At 68.4% G+C, this 16706-nt stretch carries 17 protein-coding genes; 10 read left to right on the forward strand and 7 right to left on the reverse strand.

All coding sequences use genetic code 11. The features are described 5' to 3' along the window. Nucleotides 1–65: 65 nt before the first annotated feature. Together BSZ14_RS13910 and thiD are read right to left on the reverse strand one after the other, a co-directional pair. Nucleotides 66–662, reverse strand: coding sequence for a ribonuclease HII (locus BSZ14_RS13910; RefSeq protein ID WP_076711374.1), 597 nt, complete (start codon nucleotides 660–662; stop codon nucleotides 66–68). 173 nt (nucleotides 663–835) lie between these two features. Further along, nucleotides 836–1663, reverse strand: a complete 828-nt coding sequence (thiD, locus tag BSZ14_RS13915) for a bifunctional hydroxymethylpyrimidine kinase/phosphomethylpyrimidine kinase (RefSeq protein ID WP_042485356.1) — start codon at nucleotides 1661–1663, stop codon at nucleotides 836–838. Nucleotides 1664–1930: 267 nt separating this feature from the next. Here thiD and BSZ14_RS13920 point away from each other — a divergent pair, with 267 nt between their 5' ends. Beyond that, nucleotides 1931–2815, forward strand: a complete 885-nt coding sequence (locus tag BSZ14_RS13920; protein WP_042485359.1) for a bestrophin family protein — start codon at nucleotides 1931–1933, stop codon at nucleotides 2813–2815. Nucleotides 2816–2959: 144 nt separating this feature from the next. On the opposite strand, the gene BSZ14_RS13925 is transcribed toward BSZ14_RS13920, so the two are convergent. Continuing rightward, nucleotides 2960–4381 carry a sigma-54-dependent transcriptional regulator gene (locus BSZ14_RS13925; RefSeq protein WP_076711375.1) on the reverse strand — a complete coding sequence of 474 codons (1422 nt, stop codon included), beginning with the start codon at nucleotides 4379–4381 and terminating at the stop codon, nucleotides 2960–2962. A 250-nt stretch (nucleotides 4382–4631) separates the two neighbouring features. On the opposite strand from BSZ14_RS13925, the gene BSZ14_RS19150 reads away from it, so the two are divergent. The 6 genes from BSZ14_RS19150 (at nucleotide 4632) to BSZ14_RS13950 (ending at nucleotide 9253) form a co-directional block, all read left to right on the forward strand. Then, nucleotides 4632–4778 carry an aa3-type cytochrome c oxidase subunit IV gene (locus tag BSZ14_RS19150; protein WP_042485366.1) on the forward strand — a complete coding sequence of 49 codons (147 nt, stop codon included), beginning with the start codon at nucleotides 4632–4634 and terminating at the stop codon, nucleotides 4776–4778. A gap of 10 nt (nucleotides 4779–4788) precedes the next feature. Continuing rightward, nucleotides 4789–5910, forward strand: coding sequence for an NAD(P) transhydrogenase subunit alpha (locus tag BSZ14_RS13930; protein WP_076711391.1), 1122 nt, complete (start codon nucleotides 4789–4791; stop codon nucleotides 5908–5910). A gap of 56 nt (nucleotides 5911–5966) precedes the next feature. After that, nucleotides 5967–6362 carry an endonuclease domain-containing protein gene (locus BSZ14_RS13935; RefSeq protein ID WP_076711392.1) on the forward strand — a complete coding sequence of 132 codons (396 nt, stop codon included), beginning with the start codon at nucleotides 5967–5969 and terminating at the stop codon, nucleotides 6360–6362. 1 nt (nucleotide 6363) lies between these two features. Continuing rightward, the gene (locus BSZ14_RS13940; RefSeq protein WP_076711376.1) at nucleotides 6364–6663 is read left to right on the forward strand and encodes a proton-translocating transhydrogenase family protein; all 300 of its coding nucleotides are present in this window, start codon (nucleotides 6364–6366) and stop codon (nucleotides 6661–6663) included. Nucleotides 6664–6671: 8 nt separating this feature from the next. Then, nucleotides 6672–8186 carry an NAD(P)(+) transhydrogenase (Re/Si-specific) subunit beta gene (locus BSZ14_RS13945; RefSeq protein ID WP_076711393.1) on the forward strand — a complete coding sequence of 505 codons (1515 nt, stop codon included), beginning with the start codon at nucleotides 6672–6674 and terminating at the stop codon, nucleotides 8184–8186. A 146-nt stretch (nucleotides 8187–8332) separates the two neighbouring features. Continuing rightward, the gene (locus BSZ14_RS13950; protein WP_076711377.1) at nucleotides 8333–9253 is read left to right on the forward strand and encodes a winged helix DNA-binding protein; all 921 of its coding nucleotides are present in this window, start codon (nucleotides 8333–8335) and stop codon (nucleotides 9251–9253) included. 79 nt (nucleotides 9254–9332) lie between these two features. Here the strand turns inward: BSZ14_RS13950 and BSZ14_RS13955 are convergent, their stop codons facing one another. Both BSZ14_RS13955 and dapF read right to left on the reverse strand, forming a co-directional pair. Next, nucleotides 9333–10157 carry an oxygenase MpaB family protein gene (locus BSZ14_RS13955; protein WP_076711378.1) on the reverse strand — a complete coding sequence of 275 codons (825 nt, stop codon included), beginning with the start codon at nucleotides 10155–10157 and terminating at the stop codon, nucleotides 9333–9335. A 344-nt stretch (nucleotides 10158–10501) separates the two neighbouring features. Next, entirely contained in the window at nucleotides 10502–11437 is a 936-nt protein-coding gene (dapF, locus tag BSZ14_RS13960) for a diaminopimelate epimerase (RefSeq protein WP_042485376.1), read from the reverse strand. A gap of 107 nt (nucleotides 11438–11544) precedes the next feature. Between dapF and BSZ14_RS13965 the strand changes: the two genes are divergently transcribed. From BSZ14_RS13965 to BSZ14_RS13980, 3 genes are all read left to right on the forward strand, one after another. Beyond that, nucleotides 11545–12108, forward strand: a complete 564-nt coding sequence (locus BSZ14_RS13965; protein ID WP_042485379.1) for a helix-turn-helix domain-containing protein — start codon at nucleotides 11545–11547, stop codon at nucleotides 12106–12108. Then, entirely contained in the window at nucleotides 12105–12884 is a 780-nt protein-coding gene (locus tag BSZ14_RS13970; protein WP_076711379.1) for a glutaminyl-peptide cyclotransferase, read from the forward strand. Before BSZ14_RS13965 ends, BSZ14_RS13970 begins: the two co-directional genes overlap by 4 nt. Nucleotides 12885–13393: 509 nt before the next feature. After that, complete coding sequence (locus BSZ14_RS13980) at nucleotides 13394–13894, forward strand: Rrf2 family transcriptional regulator (RefSeq protein ID WP_083748264.1); 501 nt, start codon at nucleotides 13394–13396, stop codon at nucleotides 13892–13894. On the opposite strand, the gene BSZ14_RS13985 is transcribed toward BSZ14_RS13980, so the two are convergent. Continuing rightward, entirely contained in the window at nucleotides 13832–15043 is a 1212-nt protein-coding gene (locus BSZ14_RS13985; protein WP_241823767.1) for a DUF1501 domain-containing protein, read from the reverse strand. The two genes, BSZ14_RS13980 and BSZ14_RS13985, sit on opposite strands and share 63 nt — an antisense overlap. Before the next feature lie 9 nt (nucleotides 15044–15052). Further along, entirely contained in the window at nucleotides 15053–16564 is a 1512-nt protein-coding gene (locus tag BSZ14_RS13990) for a DUF1800 domain-containing protein (protein ID WP_076711382.1), read from the reverse strand. Between the last annotated feature and the right edge of the window lie 142 nt (nucleotides 16565–16706).

The following is a 16706-nucleotide window of genomic DNA, read 5'->3' on the forward strand; positions in this document are numbered from 1 at the left end:
CCGGCCATGCCCCTCCACCCCGCCCTTCGGGCGCGGTCCCCCTCCCCATCAAAGATGGGGAGGATTTAGAGGTCCAGATAACATTGCGCCACGGGCGCGAAGCTGCGCCGGTGGAGCGGCGTCGGGCCATGTTCGCGCAAGGCGGCCAGATGGACGGCCGAGCCGTAACCCTTGTTGCTGTGCCAGCCATAAGCGGGCCACTGCGCCGCCGCCGCGATCATCATCTCGTCGCGGACATGCTTGGCGACGATCGAAGCCGCCCCGATCGCCAGCGACTTGGCATCGCCGCCGACGATGGCGGTGGCGCTGTAACCCCATTTGGGCAGCTTGTTGCCGTCGACCAGCACATGCGCCGGGTGCCGCCCCAGCGTTTCGACCACCGCGTCGACCGCCAGCGTCATCGCCTTCATCGTCGCCCAATAGATGTTGAGCCGGTCGATCTCCTCGGGGTGGACGATCCCGACGCCGACGACCGCACAGGCGCGGATTTCGGCGCACAGCCGCGCGCGCGTCTTTTCGGTCAGCTTCTTGGAATCGTTGATGCCGCTGGGGACGCCCTGGGCGGGCAGGATGACGGCGGCGGCGACCACCGGACCCGCCAGCGGCCCGCGCCCCGCCTCGTCCACACCGCACAGGGGCGTGGGGAAAGTGCTATCGACCATCAGGGCGCTTTATCGTGGGGTAGTGGGGAAAGGATGACGATCCTCCCCGGCACGGGGAGGGGGACCAGTCGCAGGCTGGTGGAGGGGGCGTGCCGCGAAGGTCGTCCGGTGCGGAAGCCCCCCTCCGTCAGTGCTGCACACTGCCACCTCCCCTTCCAGGGGAGGATAAGGCTTTACCCCCAACGCGCCGCAAACGCCGCCGCGTCCCAGCCTTCGCGGCTGAGCGCGGCGAGCAAATGGTAGAAGGGCACCATGCCCAGGCCGTGCCCCATCGGCCCGTGGCCCTGGCCCAGCCCCGGTGCGGCGGCGAGCGCGGCCTGGACGAAGGCGATGGCGCGGTCGACCGCGTCGGCCAGCGGCAAGCCCTGACCCAGACCGGTCGCGATCGCGCTGGCCAGCGTGCAGCCGGTGCCATGGGTCGACGTCGTGTCGCGCCGGGGATGCTGCCAGCGTTGCTCCGCCCCGGACTCGACCAGCCGGTCCTCGATCACCGGGCCTTCGCCATGCCCCCCCTTGACCAGCAGCGCACGCGTCTGGTGCCGCACCATCGCTTCACCGCCCAGCGCGGCCAGTTCGGGCAGGTTGGGCGTGGTCAGCGCGGCCAGGCCCAGGAAACGGCGAAAGGCATCGATCACGTCCGCATCGGCGAGCACCGACCCGCTGGTCGCGATCATCACCGGATCGAACACGACGGGCAGGTCCAGCGCCTCGAGCCGGTCGGCCAGCGCATGGGCGGTCCCCGCCGATCCGATCATGCCGATCTTGACCGCATCCGCGCCGATATCCGCCAGCACGCTGTCGATCTGCGCCATCACCATGTCGGTCGGAACGGGGTGGACCGCCTGCACGCCCAGCGTATTCTGCGCGGTGATCGCGGTGATCGCGGTCATCGGATAGCCGCCCAGCATCGCGACCGTCTTGATATCCGCCTGTATCCCCGCGCCCCCGCCTGAATCGGAACCGGCGACGATCAGGATGCGGGGCGGGGGCGTGGCGCTCATATTTTTGTCATGCCCGGCGGGTCGGTGCCGGGCAAGCGTCACCGCTCGGACCGGCGCGGTGGCCAGCCGCGACGCGGGGCAGGAATGGTCGCGGAAAGAAGCACTTGCCCGCCCCTGGGCGAAGGGCGACTATATGGCCTGTTCGTGACGTTTGGTTTCCGGGCGCCCCAACCCCTTCTCCTATTGCACCGCGTCATTATTTCGGTCGCGCATCCATCGACGCGCTTTCGCGTTGCTGCGCCTCGTGGATGATGAGGGAGACCAGAGTTGATCGTCGATGCCGTACCCCGCACTCGAATCATCATCGCCGAGGTTTGGCGTCCGCTGCTGGCGCTGTTCATCTGGGACGTGATCGTCACGGTCGCCTATTATGTCCTGCCGTTCAAGGCACCGTCGCTGCCGCTGACGCTGTTCGGTACGGCGCTGGCGCTGTTCCTGGGGTTCCGCACCAATTCGGCCTATCAGCGCTGGTGGGAGGGGCGGCAGCTCTGGGGCCTGATGATCAACGCCTCACGCAACATCGCCCGCAGCGCGCGCAACTTCCTGCCCGAACCCGAAGGCCATGACCTGAAGCGCTCGATCGTGCTGCGCCAGATCGCCTATGTGAACGCGCTGCGCTGCCAGTTGCGCAAGCAGCCGGTCGATGGCGAAGTGCTGCGCTTCCTGTCGCAGGGCGAGGCCGAGCCCGCACTCGCGCGGACCAACACCGCCAACGGCCTGCTCGACGGCACCGGCCGCCGCATCGCCGATGCGCAGCGCCGGGGATGGATCGACACCATCCAGCAGTCGCAAATGGAATCGGTGCTGGTCGACATCGCCAATTCGCAAGGCGGCATGGAGCGGTTGAAGAACACGCCGCTGCCCAACCAGTATCGCTTCATCCCGGCCTTCTTCACGCGGCTGTTCTGCGTGCTGCTACCTATCGGCCTGGTCGAGACGCTGGGTTTTGCGACGCCGGTCGGCTCGTCGATCGCGGGCCTGATGTTCCTGGCCGCGCTTCAGATCGGCGACGATCTGGTCGATCCCTTTTCGGACACCGTCCACGACCTGCCGCTGAGCGCCATGTGCCGGACGATCGAGATCGACCTGCTCCAGGCGATCGGCGACCCCGCGCCCGAACCGATGAAGCCGGTCGACGGGGTGTTGTGGTAAGGATTTTTTGATCCTCCCCGACACGGGGAGGTGGCAGGCCGAAGGCCTGACGGAGGGGGGCTTCGACGCTGGTCGTCCCTTGCGGCACGCCCCCTCCACCAGCCTGCGGCTGGTCCCCCTCCCCGTGCCGGGGAGGATCAATTTTTACGCCGCGTTGTCGATGCCCAGTTCGCCGAGCTTGCGATAGAGCGTCGAGCGGCCGATCCCCAGCCGCCGGGCGACTTCGGTCATGCGGCCGCGATAATGGCCGATCGCCAGGCGGATGACGTCGGCCTCGATATCCTCCAGCGCGCGGAGATGGCCGTCGGGACGGAACAGGCTGATCCCGCCATTGGGACTGCCCGCCGTCGCGCCCGTCGTGGCGGAGGGGCGATCCCCCAGCGAGGCGATCTGCGGGAAATCGGCGGTGGTCAGCGCATCGCCCTCGCACAGCACGGCGGCGCGGAAGAGCGCGTTCTGCAACTGGCGGACATTGCCCGGCCAGTCGTACCGGCGGAGCAGGTCGAGTGCGTCCTCGGTAATGTCGAGCCGCCGCAGGCCCGGCTGCTGCGCGATGCGGTCGAGCAGATGACGGGTCAGCGCGGCGATATCGTCGGCGCGCTCGCGCAGCGGCGGCACCGCGACATGGGTGACGTTCAGCTTGTCATACAGGTCTTCGCGAAACCGCCCGGCCTCGACCGCCTCGACCAGCCGCACGTCGCTGGCGGCGATGATCCGCACATCGACTTCGCGCGCATGGCGGGCGCCCAGCGGCAGGATCGTGCCGGTCTGGAGCATGTCGAGCAGCCGCGCCTGGGTTTCGGGCGGTATCCCCGAGACCTCGTCGAGGAACAGCGTCGATCCGTGTGCCTCGACCATCTGGCCGATGCGCCGTTCGAACGCGCCCGCAAAGGCACCTTCCTCATGGCCGAAAATCACGCTGTCGAGCAGGTTGGCCGCGATCGTCGAACAGTTGACGCTGACCATCGGCCGCTCGGCCCGGGGCGAGGCGGCATGGATTGCCATGGCGAGCGATTCCTTGCCGACGCCGCCCTCGCCCTCGATCAGGACGGCGGCGCGGGTGCGCGCGGCCTTGGCGGCGACGGCCAGCGCGGCGCGGAAGTCGGGGGCGTCGCCGACGATCTCGTCAAAGGCGAGAAGGGCGGGAATCTTCTCGGTCAGCGGGCGCAGTTCGCCGCTGGTCTGGCCCGCGACACAGGCCTCCAGCGCGGCGAGCAGCCGTTCGGGGGCCAGCGGCTTGACCAGAAAGTCGGTCGCGCCCGCGCGGATCGCCGCCACCGCCTGCGCCACCGAGTCATTGGCGGTCAGCATCAGGATGGGCAGTTCGGGGCGAAGGGCGTGGCAGTCGGCGATCAGCGCGGTGGCATCTGTGCCCGGCGCCCAATGGTCGATCAGCACGGCGTCGAGTTCCCGCCCCTGCGCCGAACCCAGGACCGAGGCCGCCATATCGGCATCCGTCGCGAACAGGGTCCGCCAGCCGCCGCGCTGCGCCAGCGCCGCGATCAGGCGTTGCTGTGCCGGCTCGTCATCGATCAGCAGCAGCAAACGTTGGCCGTTGCGCGTCATAACTTGTCCTGTAACCCCAATTCGCCACCCTATAGCGCAACTTTGTTAAAATCTGCGTTAATTAGGGACAATCCCTTTTGCCACAGGCCGGGCCGCGGATCACTTTTGAGATGGTTGGCGGATCGCCCCGAACGCTGCGAGGATTCGAGCCGGTCGTTTCAGGGTTGATCCCGGCGGCCCGTCGAATAAGCTCCCGACAGGTTCATGCGGCGCGGGTCACGGCGGCAGGACGATAGCGGAGGTGAGGATCATGGCGGGCAACGACACCGGCATCAACAACGGCCCCGGCGGCATGAAGGCGCATGTCGCCACCTATGACCTGATGATCGGCATGCTCAAATGGGGTGCGGTGGTCGCCGCCATCCTGGTGGCGATCGTCCTCTGGCTGATCGCCTGATCCGGTGGCGCTGCGCATCGCGGTGCTGCGCGAAACGGCGGCCGATGAGGCTCGAGTCGCCGCCACGCCGGAAACCGTCAGGAAGCTGACCGCACTGGGCGCGACGCTGGCGGTGGAGCGGGGCGCCGGGCTCGGGGCGGGTATCGCCGACAGCGATTATGAACAGGCGGGTGCCCAGGTCGGCGAACGTGGCCAGATTCTGGCGGGGGCGGCGATCGTGCTGGCCGTGCAGGCGCCCGACCCCGCGACGCTGGCCGGGACCGCGCCGGACGCCTGGGTGGTCGCGGCGTTCGATCCGTTCCGTCGCGGGGACTTGGTGTCGGCCTATGCGGCGGCGGGGCTGGAGGCGCTGGCGATGGACTGGATGCCGCGCATCACCCGTGCCCAGTCGATGGACATATTGTCGTCCCAGTCGAACCTGGCGGGTTACAAGGCGGTGCTGGAGGCGGCGAGTGCCTATGGCCGTGCCTTTCCGATGATGATGACCGCGGCGGGGACGATCCCGGCGGCGCGTGTGTTCGTCATGGGCGTGGGCGTGGCGGGGCTGCAGGCGATCGCGACCGCCCGGCGGCTGGGCGCGCAGGTATCGGCGACCGATGTGCGCTCGGCGACGAAGGAGCAGATCCAGTCGCTGGGGGCCAAGCCGATCTTCGTCGAAGGCGTGGCGGGGATCGAAGGCGAAGGCACCGGCGGCTATGCGGGCGAGACGAGCGAGGACTATCGCCGCGCGCAAGCCGAACTGGTCGCCGGGCATATCGCCAAGCAGGATATCGTCATCACCACCGCGCTGATCCCCGGCCGCCCCGCGCCCCGCCTCGTCACCGATGCGCAGATCGCGACGATGCGTCCCGGCAGCGTCATCGTCGATCTGGCGGTCGAGGCGGGCGGCAATGTCGAGGGCGCGGTGCCGGGCGAGATCGTGACGCGGCACGGCGTGGCGATCATCGGCCACCGCAACATGCCCAGCCGTCTGGCCGCTGACGCCTCGGCGCTGTTCGCGCGCAACCTGCACAATTTCCTGGCCGCCTTCTGGGACAAGGACGCCGGGCGACCGGTGCTGGATTCCGAGATCGGCGACGCGATCCGGCTGACCCGCGGTGGCCAGGTGGTGAATCCGAGGCTTTCGGCATGATCCTCCCCGAAACGGGGAGGGGGACCGGCGAAGCCGGTGGAGGGGGCGTGCGGCAAATGCCACGGCCCGAAGTATCGCTGGCGCGCAAACTGCGAAGGACAATGACGCTGCCAGAAGTGATGCTTTGGCAGCAACTCCGCAGGTCCCCAAACGGCATCAAATTCAGACGGCAGCACCCGGTCGGATGCTACGTCGCCGATTTCTTTTGCTCGAAAGCGCGCCTGATCGTCGAAGTCGACGGTGCCATTCACGGCTTTGAAACGCGGCCCGTCCGCGACACCGCGCGCGACCGATATTTGAACGACAACGGGTACAGGGTTATGCGGATCGGAGCCGCCGACATCCTGCGAGATGCCGGGGCGGTCGCCGCCTCGATCGTCTCGTTGGCGGCGGCCCCCCTCCACCACTCGCCTTCGGCGAGCGGTCCCCCTCCCCGTGCCGGGGAGGAATAAGATGGACTTCATAGCGATCCTGTCGATCTTCGTGCTGGCGTGTTTCGTCGGCTATTATGTCGTCTGGTCGGTGACGCCCGCGTTGCACACGCCGTTGATGGCGGTGACCAACGCCATTTCCTCGGTCATCATCGTCGGGGCGCTGATCGCGGCGGCGGCGACGTCGGGGGCGACGGGCTCGGGCGTGGCCAAGTGGCTGGGGCTGGCGGCGGTGGTGCTGGCCAGCATCAACATCTTCGGCGGCTTTGCGGTGACGCAGCGGATGCTCGCCATGTACCGCAAGAAGGAGAAGCGCTCGTGATCGCCCCCGTGCCACCTGCGCCGCTCGCCCCGGCGGTCGAGGCCGTAGCCGCCAATCCGTTCGTCTCGCTCGCCTATCTGGTGGCGGGGGTGTGCTTCATCCTGGCGCTGCGCGGACTGTCCAGCCCGACGACCAGCCAGCGGGGCAATCGCTTCGGCATGATCGGTATGGGCATCGCTGTGGTCACAACGCTGGTGACGCACGTGCCCTTTGCTCTGCCGGAGGGGGGGCGCAACTTTGACGATCAAGGCGTCGATTGGGTCGCCGTCCTTGAAATCCTCGCCGCCATCGGCCTGGGCGCTCTAATCGGCATCACCACCGCCCGCCGCATCGCGATGACCGCGATGCCGCAGCTGGTCGCCGCCTTCCACTCGCTTGTCGGGCTCGCCGCCGTCGCGGTCGCCTGTGCCGCCTTCCTGAACCCGGTCGCCTTCGACATCGCCGACATGGTGGTGCCGATGATCGGCCAGCCCTTTGCCAGCATCCATGTCGTCAGCCGGGTCGAGATGGCGCTGGGCGTGGCGATCGGCGCGATCACCTTCTCCGGCTCGGTCATCGCCTTCCTGAAGCTGAACGGCAATATGGGCGGCAAGCCGATCCTGCTGCCCGGCCGCCATGCGCTGAACGCGGGGCTGCTGGGCGCGATCGTCATCCTGGTGGCCATGTTCACGCGGGACCAGTCGCCCTGGATCTTCTGGACGATCACCATCCTGTCCTTCGCCATCGGCTTCCTGCTGATCGTGCCCATCGGCGGCGCGGACATGCCGGTCGTGGTGTCGATGCTGAACAGCTATTCGGGCTGGGCCGCCGCCGCGATGGGCTTCACGCTGCACAACAGCGCGATGATCATCACCGGCGCGCTGGTCGGCTCATCCGGCGCGATCCTGTCCTATATCATGTGCCGGGCGATGAACCGCAGCTTCATCAGCGTCATCGCTGGCGGCTTCGGCGCGAGCGATGCGGGCGCGAGCGGCGGTGGCGCGGCCATCGATCGCCCGTGGAAGCGCGGCAGCGCCGAGGATGCGGCCTTCCTGATGAGCCAGGCCGAACAGGTCGTCATCGTCCCCGGCTACGGCATGGCGGTGGCGCAGGCGCAGCATGTCCTGCGCGAGATGGGTGACCTGCTGAAAAAGGAAGGCGTGCGCGTCAAATACGCCATCCATCCGGTCGCGGGTCGGATGCCCGGCCACATGAACGTCCTGCTGGCCGAGGCGAACGTGCCCTATGACGAGGTGTTCGAGCTGGAGGACATCAACGCCGAATTCGCCCAGACCGACGTCGCCTTCGTCATCGGCGCCAATGACGTGACCAACCCGGCGGCCAAGACCGACACGTCCTCGCCCATCTACGGCATGCCGGTGCTCGACGTCGAAAAGGCCAAGACGGTGCTGTTCATCAAGCGTTCGATGGGCGGTGTCGGCTATGCGGGCGTCGATAACGAGCTATTTTATCGCGACAACACCATGATGCTTCTGGCGGACGCCAAGAAGATGGTCGAAGAGATCGTCAAGGCACTCGGCTGAGTGTCCGATTCGTAACTGACGTCGACTCCCGGACGTCGGTCGGGGTCGCATCGGTGCATGGGCGAAGGGGCGGGGGCCTCGCGCCGCTCGTACCGTCGCGACCGTGACGATGCACCAGCCCGCATGGCGGGCGGCGGGGGACGAGCGTGGACGAACAGGATCTTTACGGCACCGGCTTTGCGGTCGTGGTGATCGGCGCGCCCGCGCTGGCGCAGGCGGCGGGCGATCTGGTGCGGCAGGCGGGCGGGCGGGTGCTGCGCCATGTCCCCTGGCCAGATGTGGCGGCGGAGATCGGGCAACAGGCGGGGCGGCCGCTGCTGCTGGTCGACACGCACGGCGCGGACGATACTGCGATGGAGATCGCGCTCGCCCGCATCGACGCGGTCGCCACCGCGCTGGATCTGCCCATCGTGGTCAGCATGGCGACGGGGGATATCGATCTGGTCGCCGCGATGCTGATCGGCCCGCGTGTGGCGATGCTGTGCGACGCCAGCCCGCTGGAACTGGTCGCCGCGCTGGCGGTGGCGGGGGCCAGCCATGGCGGCGCGGCTTTGCTCCACGCCTATGTCCGCGAGGGCGAGTCCGAACGGTTGCGCAAGCTGAACGCCGAGGTCGCGCGCATCGCCGAGGCGCTGGCAAGGCTGTCGGTGCAGGAGGATGAGGACCGGCGCGGCGGCGTCGGCGACCGGCACCAGAGCTTCCACGCCGCCCCGCCGCGCGCCCAGCCGGGCGATGCCGAACGGGTCCGCCGGATGATCCGCGCCCGGCGGCTGCGCGACGGGTTTTTCGAGGGCGGGCTGTTCGAGGAACCGGCCTGGGACATGCTGCTCGACCTCTATGCCGCGCATCTGGAGGGAACGCGGGTGTCGGTGTCCAGCCTGTGCATCGCCGCCGCCGTCGCGCCGACCACCGCGCTGCGCTGGATCGGCAAGATGACCGAGGCGGGGCTGTTCGCGCGCCAGCCCGATCCGGCCGATCGTCGCCGCGCCTTCATGGTGCTGACCGACCGTGCGCTCGAGGGGATGCGGGGGTATCTGAACGCGCTGCGGCGTCTGGAAAATTCCTAGAGCATGATGACATAGGTCTGATCCACCCCTCCCTTGAAGGGGAGTGGGGCAGGCCCGAATCAACCTAACTTCATCCCGCCTAACCCGCCAGCGCCCAGCGGATCGCGCCGCCCAGCCGCCGCGTGCCCGCCCGGATCGCCGGTTTGACCGCGCCGTAACCGTCCAGCCCATGCAGACGTGCCGCCCAGTCGGGGAGCAGCGCGATACCCGCCTGGGTCAGCCAGCCGCTGACCGGCGCCAGCGCGGGGCTGGGCGCGGGCTGGTTGAGCAGGGTGCGCGCCACCGCCCGCGTTCGCGCATCGACGCGCAGTTCAGGGCGGATCGCGTCCAGGAAACGCGCCAGTTGCTGCCGGTTCTCGGGCACCTGCCCGGCCCCCAGCCGGCGGGCGATCGTCGCCATCTCGGCCAGATAGCGATCCGCCTCTGCATCGGAAAAGTCCGGATCGCGATAGGTGCGGTGCGCGCGCAGGAAGCTGTCGACCTCGGCGGCATGCACGAAGGTCAACAGATGCGGATCGTTCGCCGAATAGGGTGTGCCGTCGGGCAGGGTGCCGCTGACCCGATCATGCACCGCCCGCACCCGCGCGATCATCCGCTCGGCCGCCTCGGTCGCGCCATAGGTGGTGACGGAAATGAACCCCGCCGTCCGCCGCAGCCGCCCCGCCATGTCGCGGCGGAAATCGCTATGGTCCCACACGCCCGCCAGCGCGGCAGGGTGCAGCATCTGGACCAGCAGCGAGGCGATCCCGCCCGCCATCATCGCGGTGAAGTCGCCATGGACGGTCCATGTCGCGGAGCCAGGGCCGAACAGCCCGTCATCCCCTGGTGGCCGGGTCAGGTCGATCGCATGGCTGCCCACCACGTCGCGTATCTGGTCGGCGATCTGGCGGCGGACGGGAAGCATAGGGGCAGAACGCACCGGGCGGCGGGGTGTTGCGTGGGGCCGGACGTTCCAAGTCCCCCTTCGTTCGCGCGGAGCGAAGGCGAAGTGCGCGCCCGGCGCTCGTGGCGGGGCTTGTCCCTTGGCCTTCGACTGCGCTCAGGCTGAACGGAGGGTGCTGATAATCCCAACACCCGTTCGCACTGAGCGAAGTCGAAGTGCACGCACCGCGTTCGCGGCGAGGTCAGTCCCGTGGCCTTCGACTGCGCTCAGGCTGAACGGGGGTGGGGCTGAGGTGGCTCACCAATCTCCGTTCACGCTGAGCGAAGTCGAAGCGCACGTTCCACCTCTCGCCACGGATGACAGGATTACCCCCGCTTGGCGGCGTCCCAGGCAGCGATTTCTTCGGGAAAGCGCCGCTCCACCACCAGATCGCTCGCCGTTTCGTTCGCCAGGTCGACCGTCACCGACCCCGCCCATTCATAGGTCGCATTGCCCGACAGCGTCACCATCGCGTCCTCGCCCGCAAAGGCGCGGACCAGGCCGCCGCGGTTGAACACCACCGTGGGCACGTCCCAGGCGATCCGCCCGGTCAGGCACGCCGCATAGGTGGATGCGGCCATCGCGCTGCCGCAGCTGTCGGTCAGGCCGACGCCACGCTCGAAGGTGCGCACGAACAGCGACGTCCCGCGCACCTCGACGAAGGACACATTGGCGCGGTTGGGCAGCCAGTCGGGCGCGGCCTCGCAGATTTCGCCCAGGCGGACGAGATCGGCTTCGTCCACCGTCTCGACGAAATGGACGAGATGCGGGTTGGGCATGGTGACGGCGGTGAAGCATTTGTCCGCGTCGAGCATCGGCAGCACCGCCTCGACCAGACGGTCGGGTGCGCCGTGGATCGGCCAGGCGGCGGTCGACAGCCCGGCGGGGCCTGCCGTCTCGCGTACCGTATAGACGCCGGGTGCGAGGTCGGCGTCATGGACCGCATCGGCGTGCGAGGTCTTCAGCCGCACCGTGGCCGCGCCGATCCCCAAAGCCTCGAACCCCGCACGCGCGACGCAGCGTACGCCGTTGAGGCAGGTCTCCGCCTCGCTGCCATCACTGTTGCGCATCACCATGCCGAAAGCGGCGCGATCGTCGCCGGGAACCAGCAGGAGCAGGCCGTCGCCGCCCACCGGCCCGTTCCGGTCGGCCAGCGCGCGCGCGACGCCCGCCCATTCGGCTTCGGTCAGCGACAGGTCGCGGGCGTCGATCATCGGGAAATCATTGCCCGATCCATGGCATTTGACGAGGCCGAACCGCATCGCGATAACTCCGACTGAACAGGCATCGGCGCTTAGCCCAGACGGACCGGCTTCGCCAGATGTGCGCGAGCGGCGGCATGGCTGGCAGGACGGAAGGGGAAGAGGGGATGATTACCGCGATCCGCGAAGTGCGCCGGGCCAAGGGGATGACCCTGGACGATGTCGCCCGCGCCTGCTCGCCCCCCACCACGCCACAGACGATCGGGCGGCTGGAAATGGGCACGCGCACCGTCTCGCTGCCCTGGCTGAACCGGATCGCCGCCGCGCTGGGCTGCACGCCCGCCGATCTGGTGACGCTGCCGATCCGAGAGACCCTGCCGGTCGCCGCGCTGCTCGGTCCGCGCGGCGCCGTGGCGCCGCGCAGCGCGCGTTCGGTGTCGCCGCCTTGCGCGACGCCGGGGATGCTGGCGGTGACGGTCAGCGGCGCGGTCGGCGACTATCGCGCGGGCGATGAGCTCTGGTGCGAACCGCTCGGCCCCGATAGGTTCGCCGATGCCATGAATCGCGATATCCTCGTGCCCCGCGCCGCCGGCGGCTATGTCTTTGCCCGGCTGGCGGGTGTGATGCCCGATACGCTGCGCCTGTTGCCGCTGGAGCCCGGGGCGGCGGGGGTGACGGTGTCCGCACCCGCCTGGATCGCGCGGGTGGCGCGGCTGGTGCGCACGCTGTGATCCGCGCCATCCTGCCGCTGGTCCTGGCGCTGGCGCTGCCCGCCGCCGCACAGCAGCCCGCCGCGCCGACTCCGCCGCCGATCGAAAAGCCCGTGCTGGTCCATGCCTTCCCGCACGACCCGACGGCCTTCACCGAGGGGCTGCTGATCGCCGACGGCACGCTGTACGAAAGCACCGGGCGCGAGGGGGAGAGCGTCATCCGCCAGGTTGACCTGGCGACCGGCAAGACGCTGCGCCGCGCGACCGTGCCCGATGGCCTGTTCGGCGAGGGCATCGTCGCCTGGGGGGGCGAGCTGCGCAGCGTCACCTGGCATGGCGGACGCGGTTTCCGCTGGAGCCGCCCGGCGCTGAAGAAGCTGGGCGAATGGCGCTATGACGGCGAAGGCTGGGCGATGACCGATGACGGGCATCACATCATCCTGTCGGACGGTACGCCGCGCCTGCGCTTCCTGGACCCCGCCACGATGAAGGTCGCCCGCACGCTGGACGTGACGGTGAACGGACGGCCGCTCCGCAACCTGAACGAGCTGGAATATATCGACGGGCAGGTCTGGGCCAATGTCTGGATGACGCCCTATATCGTGCGGATCAACCCGGCGACGGGCGTGGTCGCGGGTGTGGTCGACCTCGGCGATCTGGTCGCGCGGGTCGGGCTGACCGATCGGGATTCGGTCGCCAACGGCATCGCCTATGACCGGGCCAAGCACCGGATCTTCGTGACCGGCAAGAACTGGCCCGAGCTGTTCGAGATCCGCCTGCCCGGGGCGACGCGCTGAGCCCGGTCGATCGGTATCGCCCGAATCGCGGAGCAGCGCGGGGTTGAGCGTGGTGGCGATGGGTCCGCCATTGGTCTTGACCCTTCAGGTCGTGGCGGTCGAAACGAATCATCCCGCCACGCGGCCCGGCGGTGCCGTCGACCGGCGGCAGTGCCCCTCCCATCGGCATCGCTCCTCTCTCGACGGTCAAGGCGATCACGACGAAGCGCTCGACCATGCCGCTCCGCACCTGCCCGGCGGGGGTCCTTGCGCCGATGAGCGGCGCGGTCGCCATCATGGCAAAATCCGGCTTGGCCGCTCTGCCCCTTTTCATGCATCCGCTTACCCCAAAACGGGGGGTGAAGAGTGGGATACGGTGGATGATTGGCGCGTTAACGTAGTATATTGGTATAAATATAACATGGATTATAGCGGCTAACCCCGCCATGATCCGATCGTGATACAAACCCGCAACGCTCCTGGAAGAAGGGCGTTGGTCGCGGGGCAGGTGGATAGGGGAGCGCAGTTTCTTGCCGACCAGTACTCGTTTTGTCGTCTCGCTGCACATGCTCGCGCTGATGGCGGAGCATGGCGATACGCCGTTGCGCTCCGAGGATATCGCGGTCAGCGTCAATTCCAACGCGGCCGTGGTCCGTGCGCTGTTGCTGCGGCTGGCCGCGGCGGGGCTGACCCGGTCGCAGCTGGGCAATCGCGGCGGCGCGATGCTCGCCAGGCCATCGTCCCATATCCGACTGGTCGATGTGTACGAGGCGGTGGAGGACCGCAACTTCTTCGCCTTTCACCGCCAGCCGCCCGAAGGCGAGGGGATGATCGACCGGCATATCACCTCCAGCCTGGAATCGATCCTGACCCCGGTGCGCGAGGCGCTGGAGAACAAGCTGGCCGGGCTGACGCTGGATGACGTGCTGGACGATATCCGGGCACGGGCCGGTCGCGATGAAGCCGGGTCAGACGAGATTCAGATCGGCCGGGCGCGTGTCGGGGAACAACGTCGCGAGGCGGCCGCCTGACAGGCCGAACTGCCGCCCGACCAGCCCGCCGATCAGCGCGCGGTAATCGGTCAGCACGGGCAGGTCGCGATTCTGGTTGAGCGTGGCGGCGGACAGGGCGACCTGCTCACCCGCCATGCGGCCGCCGGATACCCCGCCTCCCATCACCCAATAGACGCTGCCATGGCCGTGATCGGTGCCCCGGTCGCCATTTTCGCGGAAGGTGCGGCCGAACTCCGACACGATGACGACCGTCGTGGTGCGCCATGCGTCCGGCCCGATCGCCTGGACGAAGCTCGCCAGCCCGCGCCCCAGATCGCCGATCCGGTCGGCCAGATAGCCGGTCGCGCCGCCCTGGTTCACATGCGTGTCCCAGCCGCCGACATCGACGAATGCCAGGTTGAACCGGTCGCGCATCAGCGTGCCGATCCGCTGCGCCGACAATGCGAAACCCTTGGCGGACACCGCGCCGCGACTGGCGGCCTTCATCTCCTGGTCCAGGGTCTTGTACACGGTGTCGCGCACCGTGAAGCCCTCGCTGACCGAACGGGCCAGGTCGGGGTGCCCGGCATACATGCTCTGGATCAGCGCGGCCTGGCGCTGGTCGATCGGCTTGCCGACATTGGCGAGCGCGAGATTCGGGATCGGGTCCTCGCCACCCCGGAAGCATAAAGGCAGCTGGTCGGTAAAGGCGATCGGGCGCTCGGTCGTGCCGAGTATGCCCGCCAGCCGCGCCATGAAACCCGAGCCATAGTCGCGGTGGCCGCCGACCGGCTGGCCCAGCTCGATCGTGTCCTGGGTCTCGAAATGGCTGCGGCTCATATCGTCGGTGCCCGCGAACGGCACGAAGGCGATCTGCTTGGCCTGCCAAAGCGGCAGGATCGTATCCTTCAATGCGGGGTGCAGCGCCCAGTCGGCGTCGAGCGGCAGCGGGGCGTTCGGGTTCGCCGGATCGGGCCTGGGCAGCGCGATGGTCGGGCGCGACTGGTGGTAGAAGTCGCTGCCACTCGGCACGACGATGTTCACCGCGTCATAGGCGCCACGCAGGAACACGACCAGCAACCGGCTGCCCGCCTGCGGTGCGGCAAAGGCGCGGCCCGCCATCACCATGGGGGCGAGCGCGGCGGCTCCACGGAGCAGATCGCGGCGGTGGATATGGGGAAGCATCATGCGATCCTCCTATCGGTGCATGAATTCGGGCGACGAGAAATACAGCGCGTTCCACTCCGCCTGGGACCGCGCCTGGCCCAGTGCGGCGAGCGTCGGCTTGCCCAGCGAGGGCATCCGCGCGGCGAGGATGGGCGAACCCTTCAGCACCGGCGGCGGAGAGGGCGGGGGCGGGGTGCCCGGTGGGGTATCGGCGGGCTGGAACAGCCGCGCCGCGCCATTGCCGAGTTGGCGTGCGATATCGAAGCGCGTCGCCATCTGCCCCGGCGCGGACCAGGCCGCGCTCGACAGGTCGTAACCATCGGGCGTCTCGTGATCGTACAGCCCTTCGCCCATCTGGCGGATCCAGCCGACCACCGGCTGCGGATTGGTGATCGCGCGGTCGCCATAGGCCAGCCTCACCGCCGACAGCGTATAGCCGACCGGGTCCTTGAAGCCGCTGCCCAGCGAGCCGGAAAACTCGCGCGACCGGATCATGGTCTTCAGCACCTCGGCGATGTCACCATGCGTCTTGCGGAAGGTCGCCGCCATCCGGTCGACCAAAGCGGGCGGCGGTTTGTCGCCCATGAAATAGGTTGCCAGCTTCAGGCTTACATGATGCGCGGTCGCAGGACTCTCGGCGATCAGGTCCAGCGCCTGCTCGACCTCGCCAAAACCCGACCCCTGGATGGTATGACCCAGGAAATGCTTGGTGCCGAAGTCATGGCGCGCCGGATTGAACTCGAACAGTCCGGCGCGCAGGTAGAGCGGTTGAAGCTCGGGTTTCAGCTTGGGCGCATCGGGTTTCTGGTCGACGCCGACGCCGGTCAGGATGCGTGCCAGCTCCTGCACATCTGCTTGCGTGTAGCCGGAGCCGACGCCCATGGAGTGCAGCTCCATGATCTCGCGCGCGTAATTCTCGTTGATCTTGCCTTTCGCGTTCTGGTCATTGTCCAGATAGCGCAGCATCGCCGGGTGGCGCAGCGTCGCCTCCAGCAGGTCGCGATACCGGCCCAGCGCATGGGCGCGGATCGTCTCTTCATAATCGCCGACCATCGCGCGGATGTCGCGCTTGCCCGCCTGGACGTTGAAATGGTTGAACCAGAACCACGTCATCCGCTCGCGCAACTGGTCGGGCGAATAGAGCGCGCGCAGAACGAAGCGTTGCCGCGCCTCGTCGGCCAGCCCGTTCATCGCCTTTTGATAGGCATCGCGCGCGGCCTTTTTCTGGTCGGGGTCGGTGATCGCCTTCAGGTCGCGCTGCATCGCGTCGGTCTCGACCACCAGCGCGGCGACGCGCTCCTTCGAGATGCGCATCGCATCGATCTGCGCCTGCACCGCCGGGGGCAGGGGATCGAGCCGGTCGTCGAGCTGGTGGCGCAGCCAGGCATCGCTGCCCGGCGCGGGGCTGGTGTCGGGCGCGGCGGACGGTCCCCAGCCCAGCCGTTCGGCCCAGGCGGCATCCCGCGCCGGATCGGCGGCATGGGCCGGAACTGCCGCCGTCAGCGCCGATGTCACTAGCAGCCAGGAAGCGATCCGCGCCATGCCTCGCTCTCCGTTACCGCCTGCCGCCAACGGTCTGGGCGCAGGCTTCTTCGGAGGATAATATGGCGGATAGAGGCTGAACCCCGGCTTGCCCGGACATGAAAAGGGCGTCAGCGGGCGGCCATCAATCCTCCCCGGCACG

Source organism: Sphingomonas sp. Sph1(2015) (genome assembly GCF_001970915.1).
Taxonomy (GTDB): Bacteria; Pseudomonadota; Alphaproteobacteria; order Sphingomonadales; family Sphingomonadaceae; genus Sphingomonas; species Sphingomonas parapaucimobilis.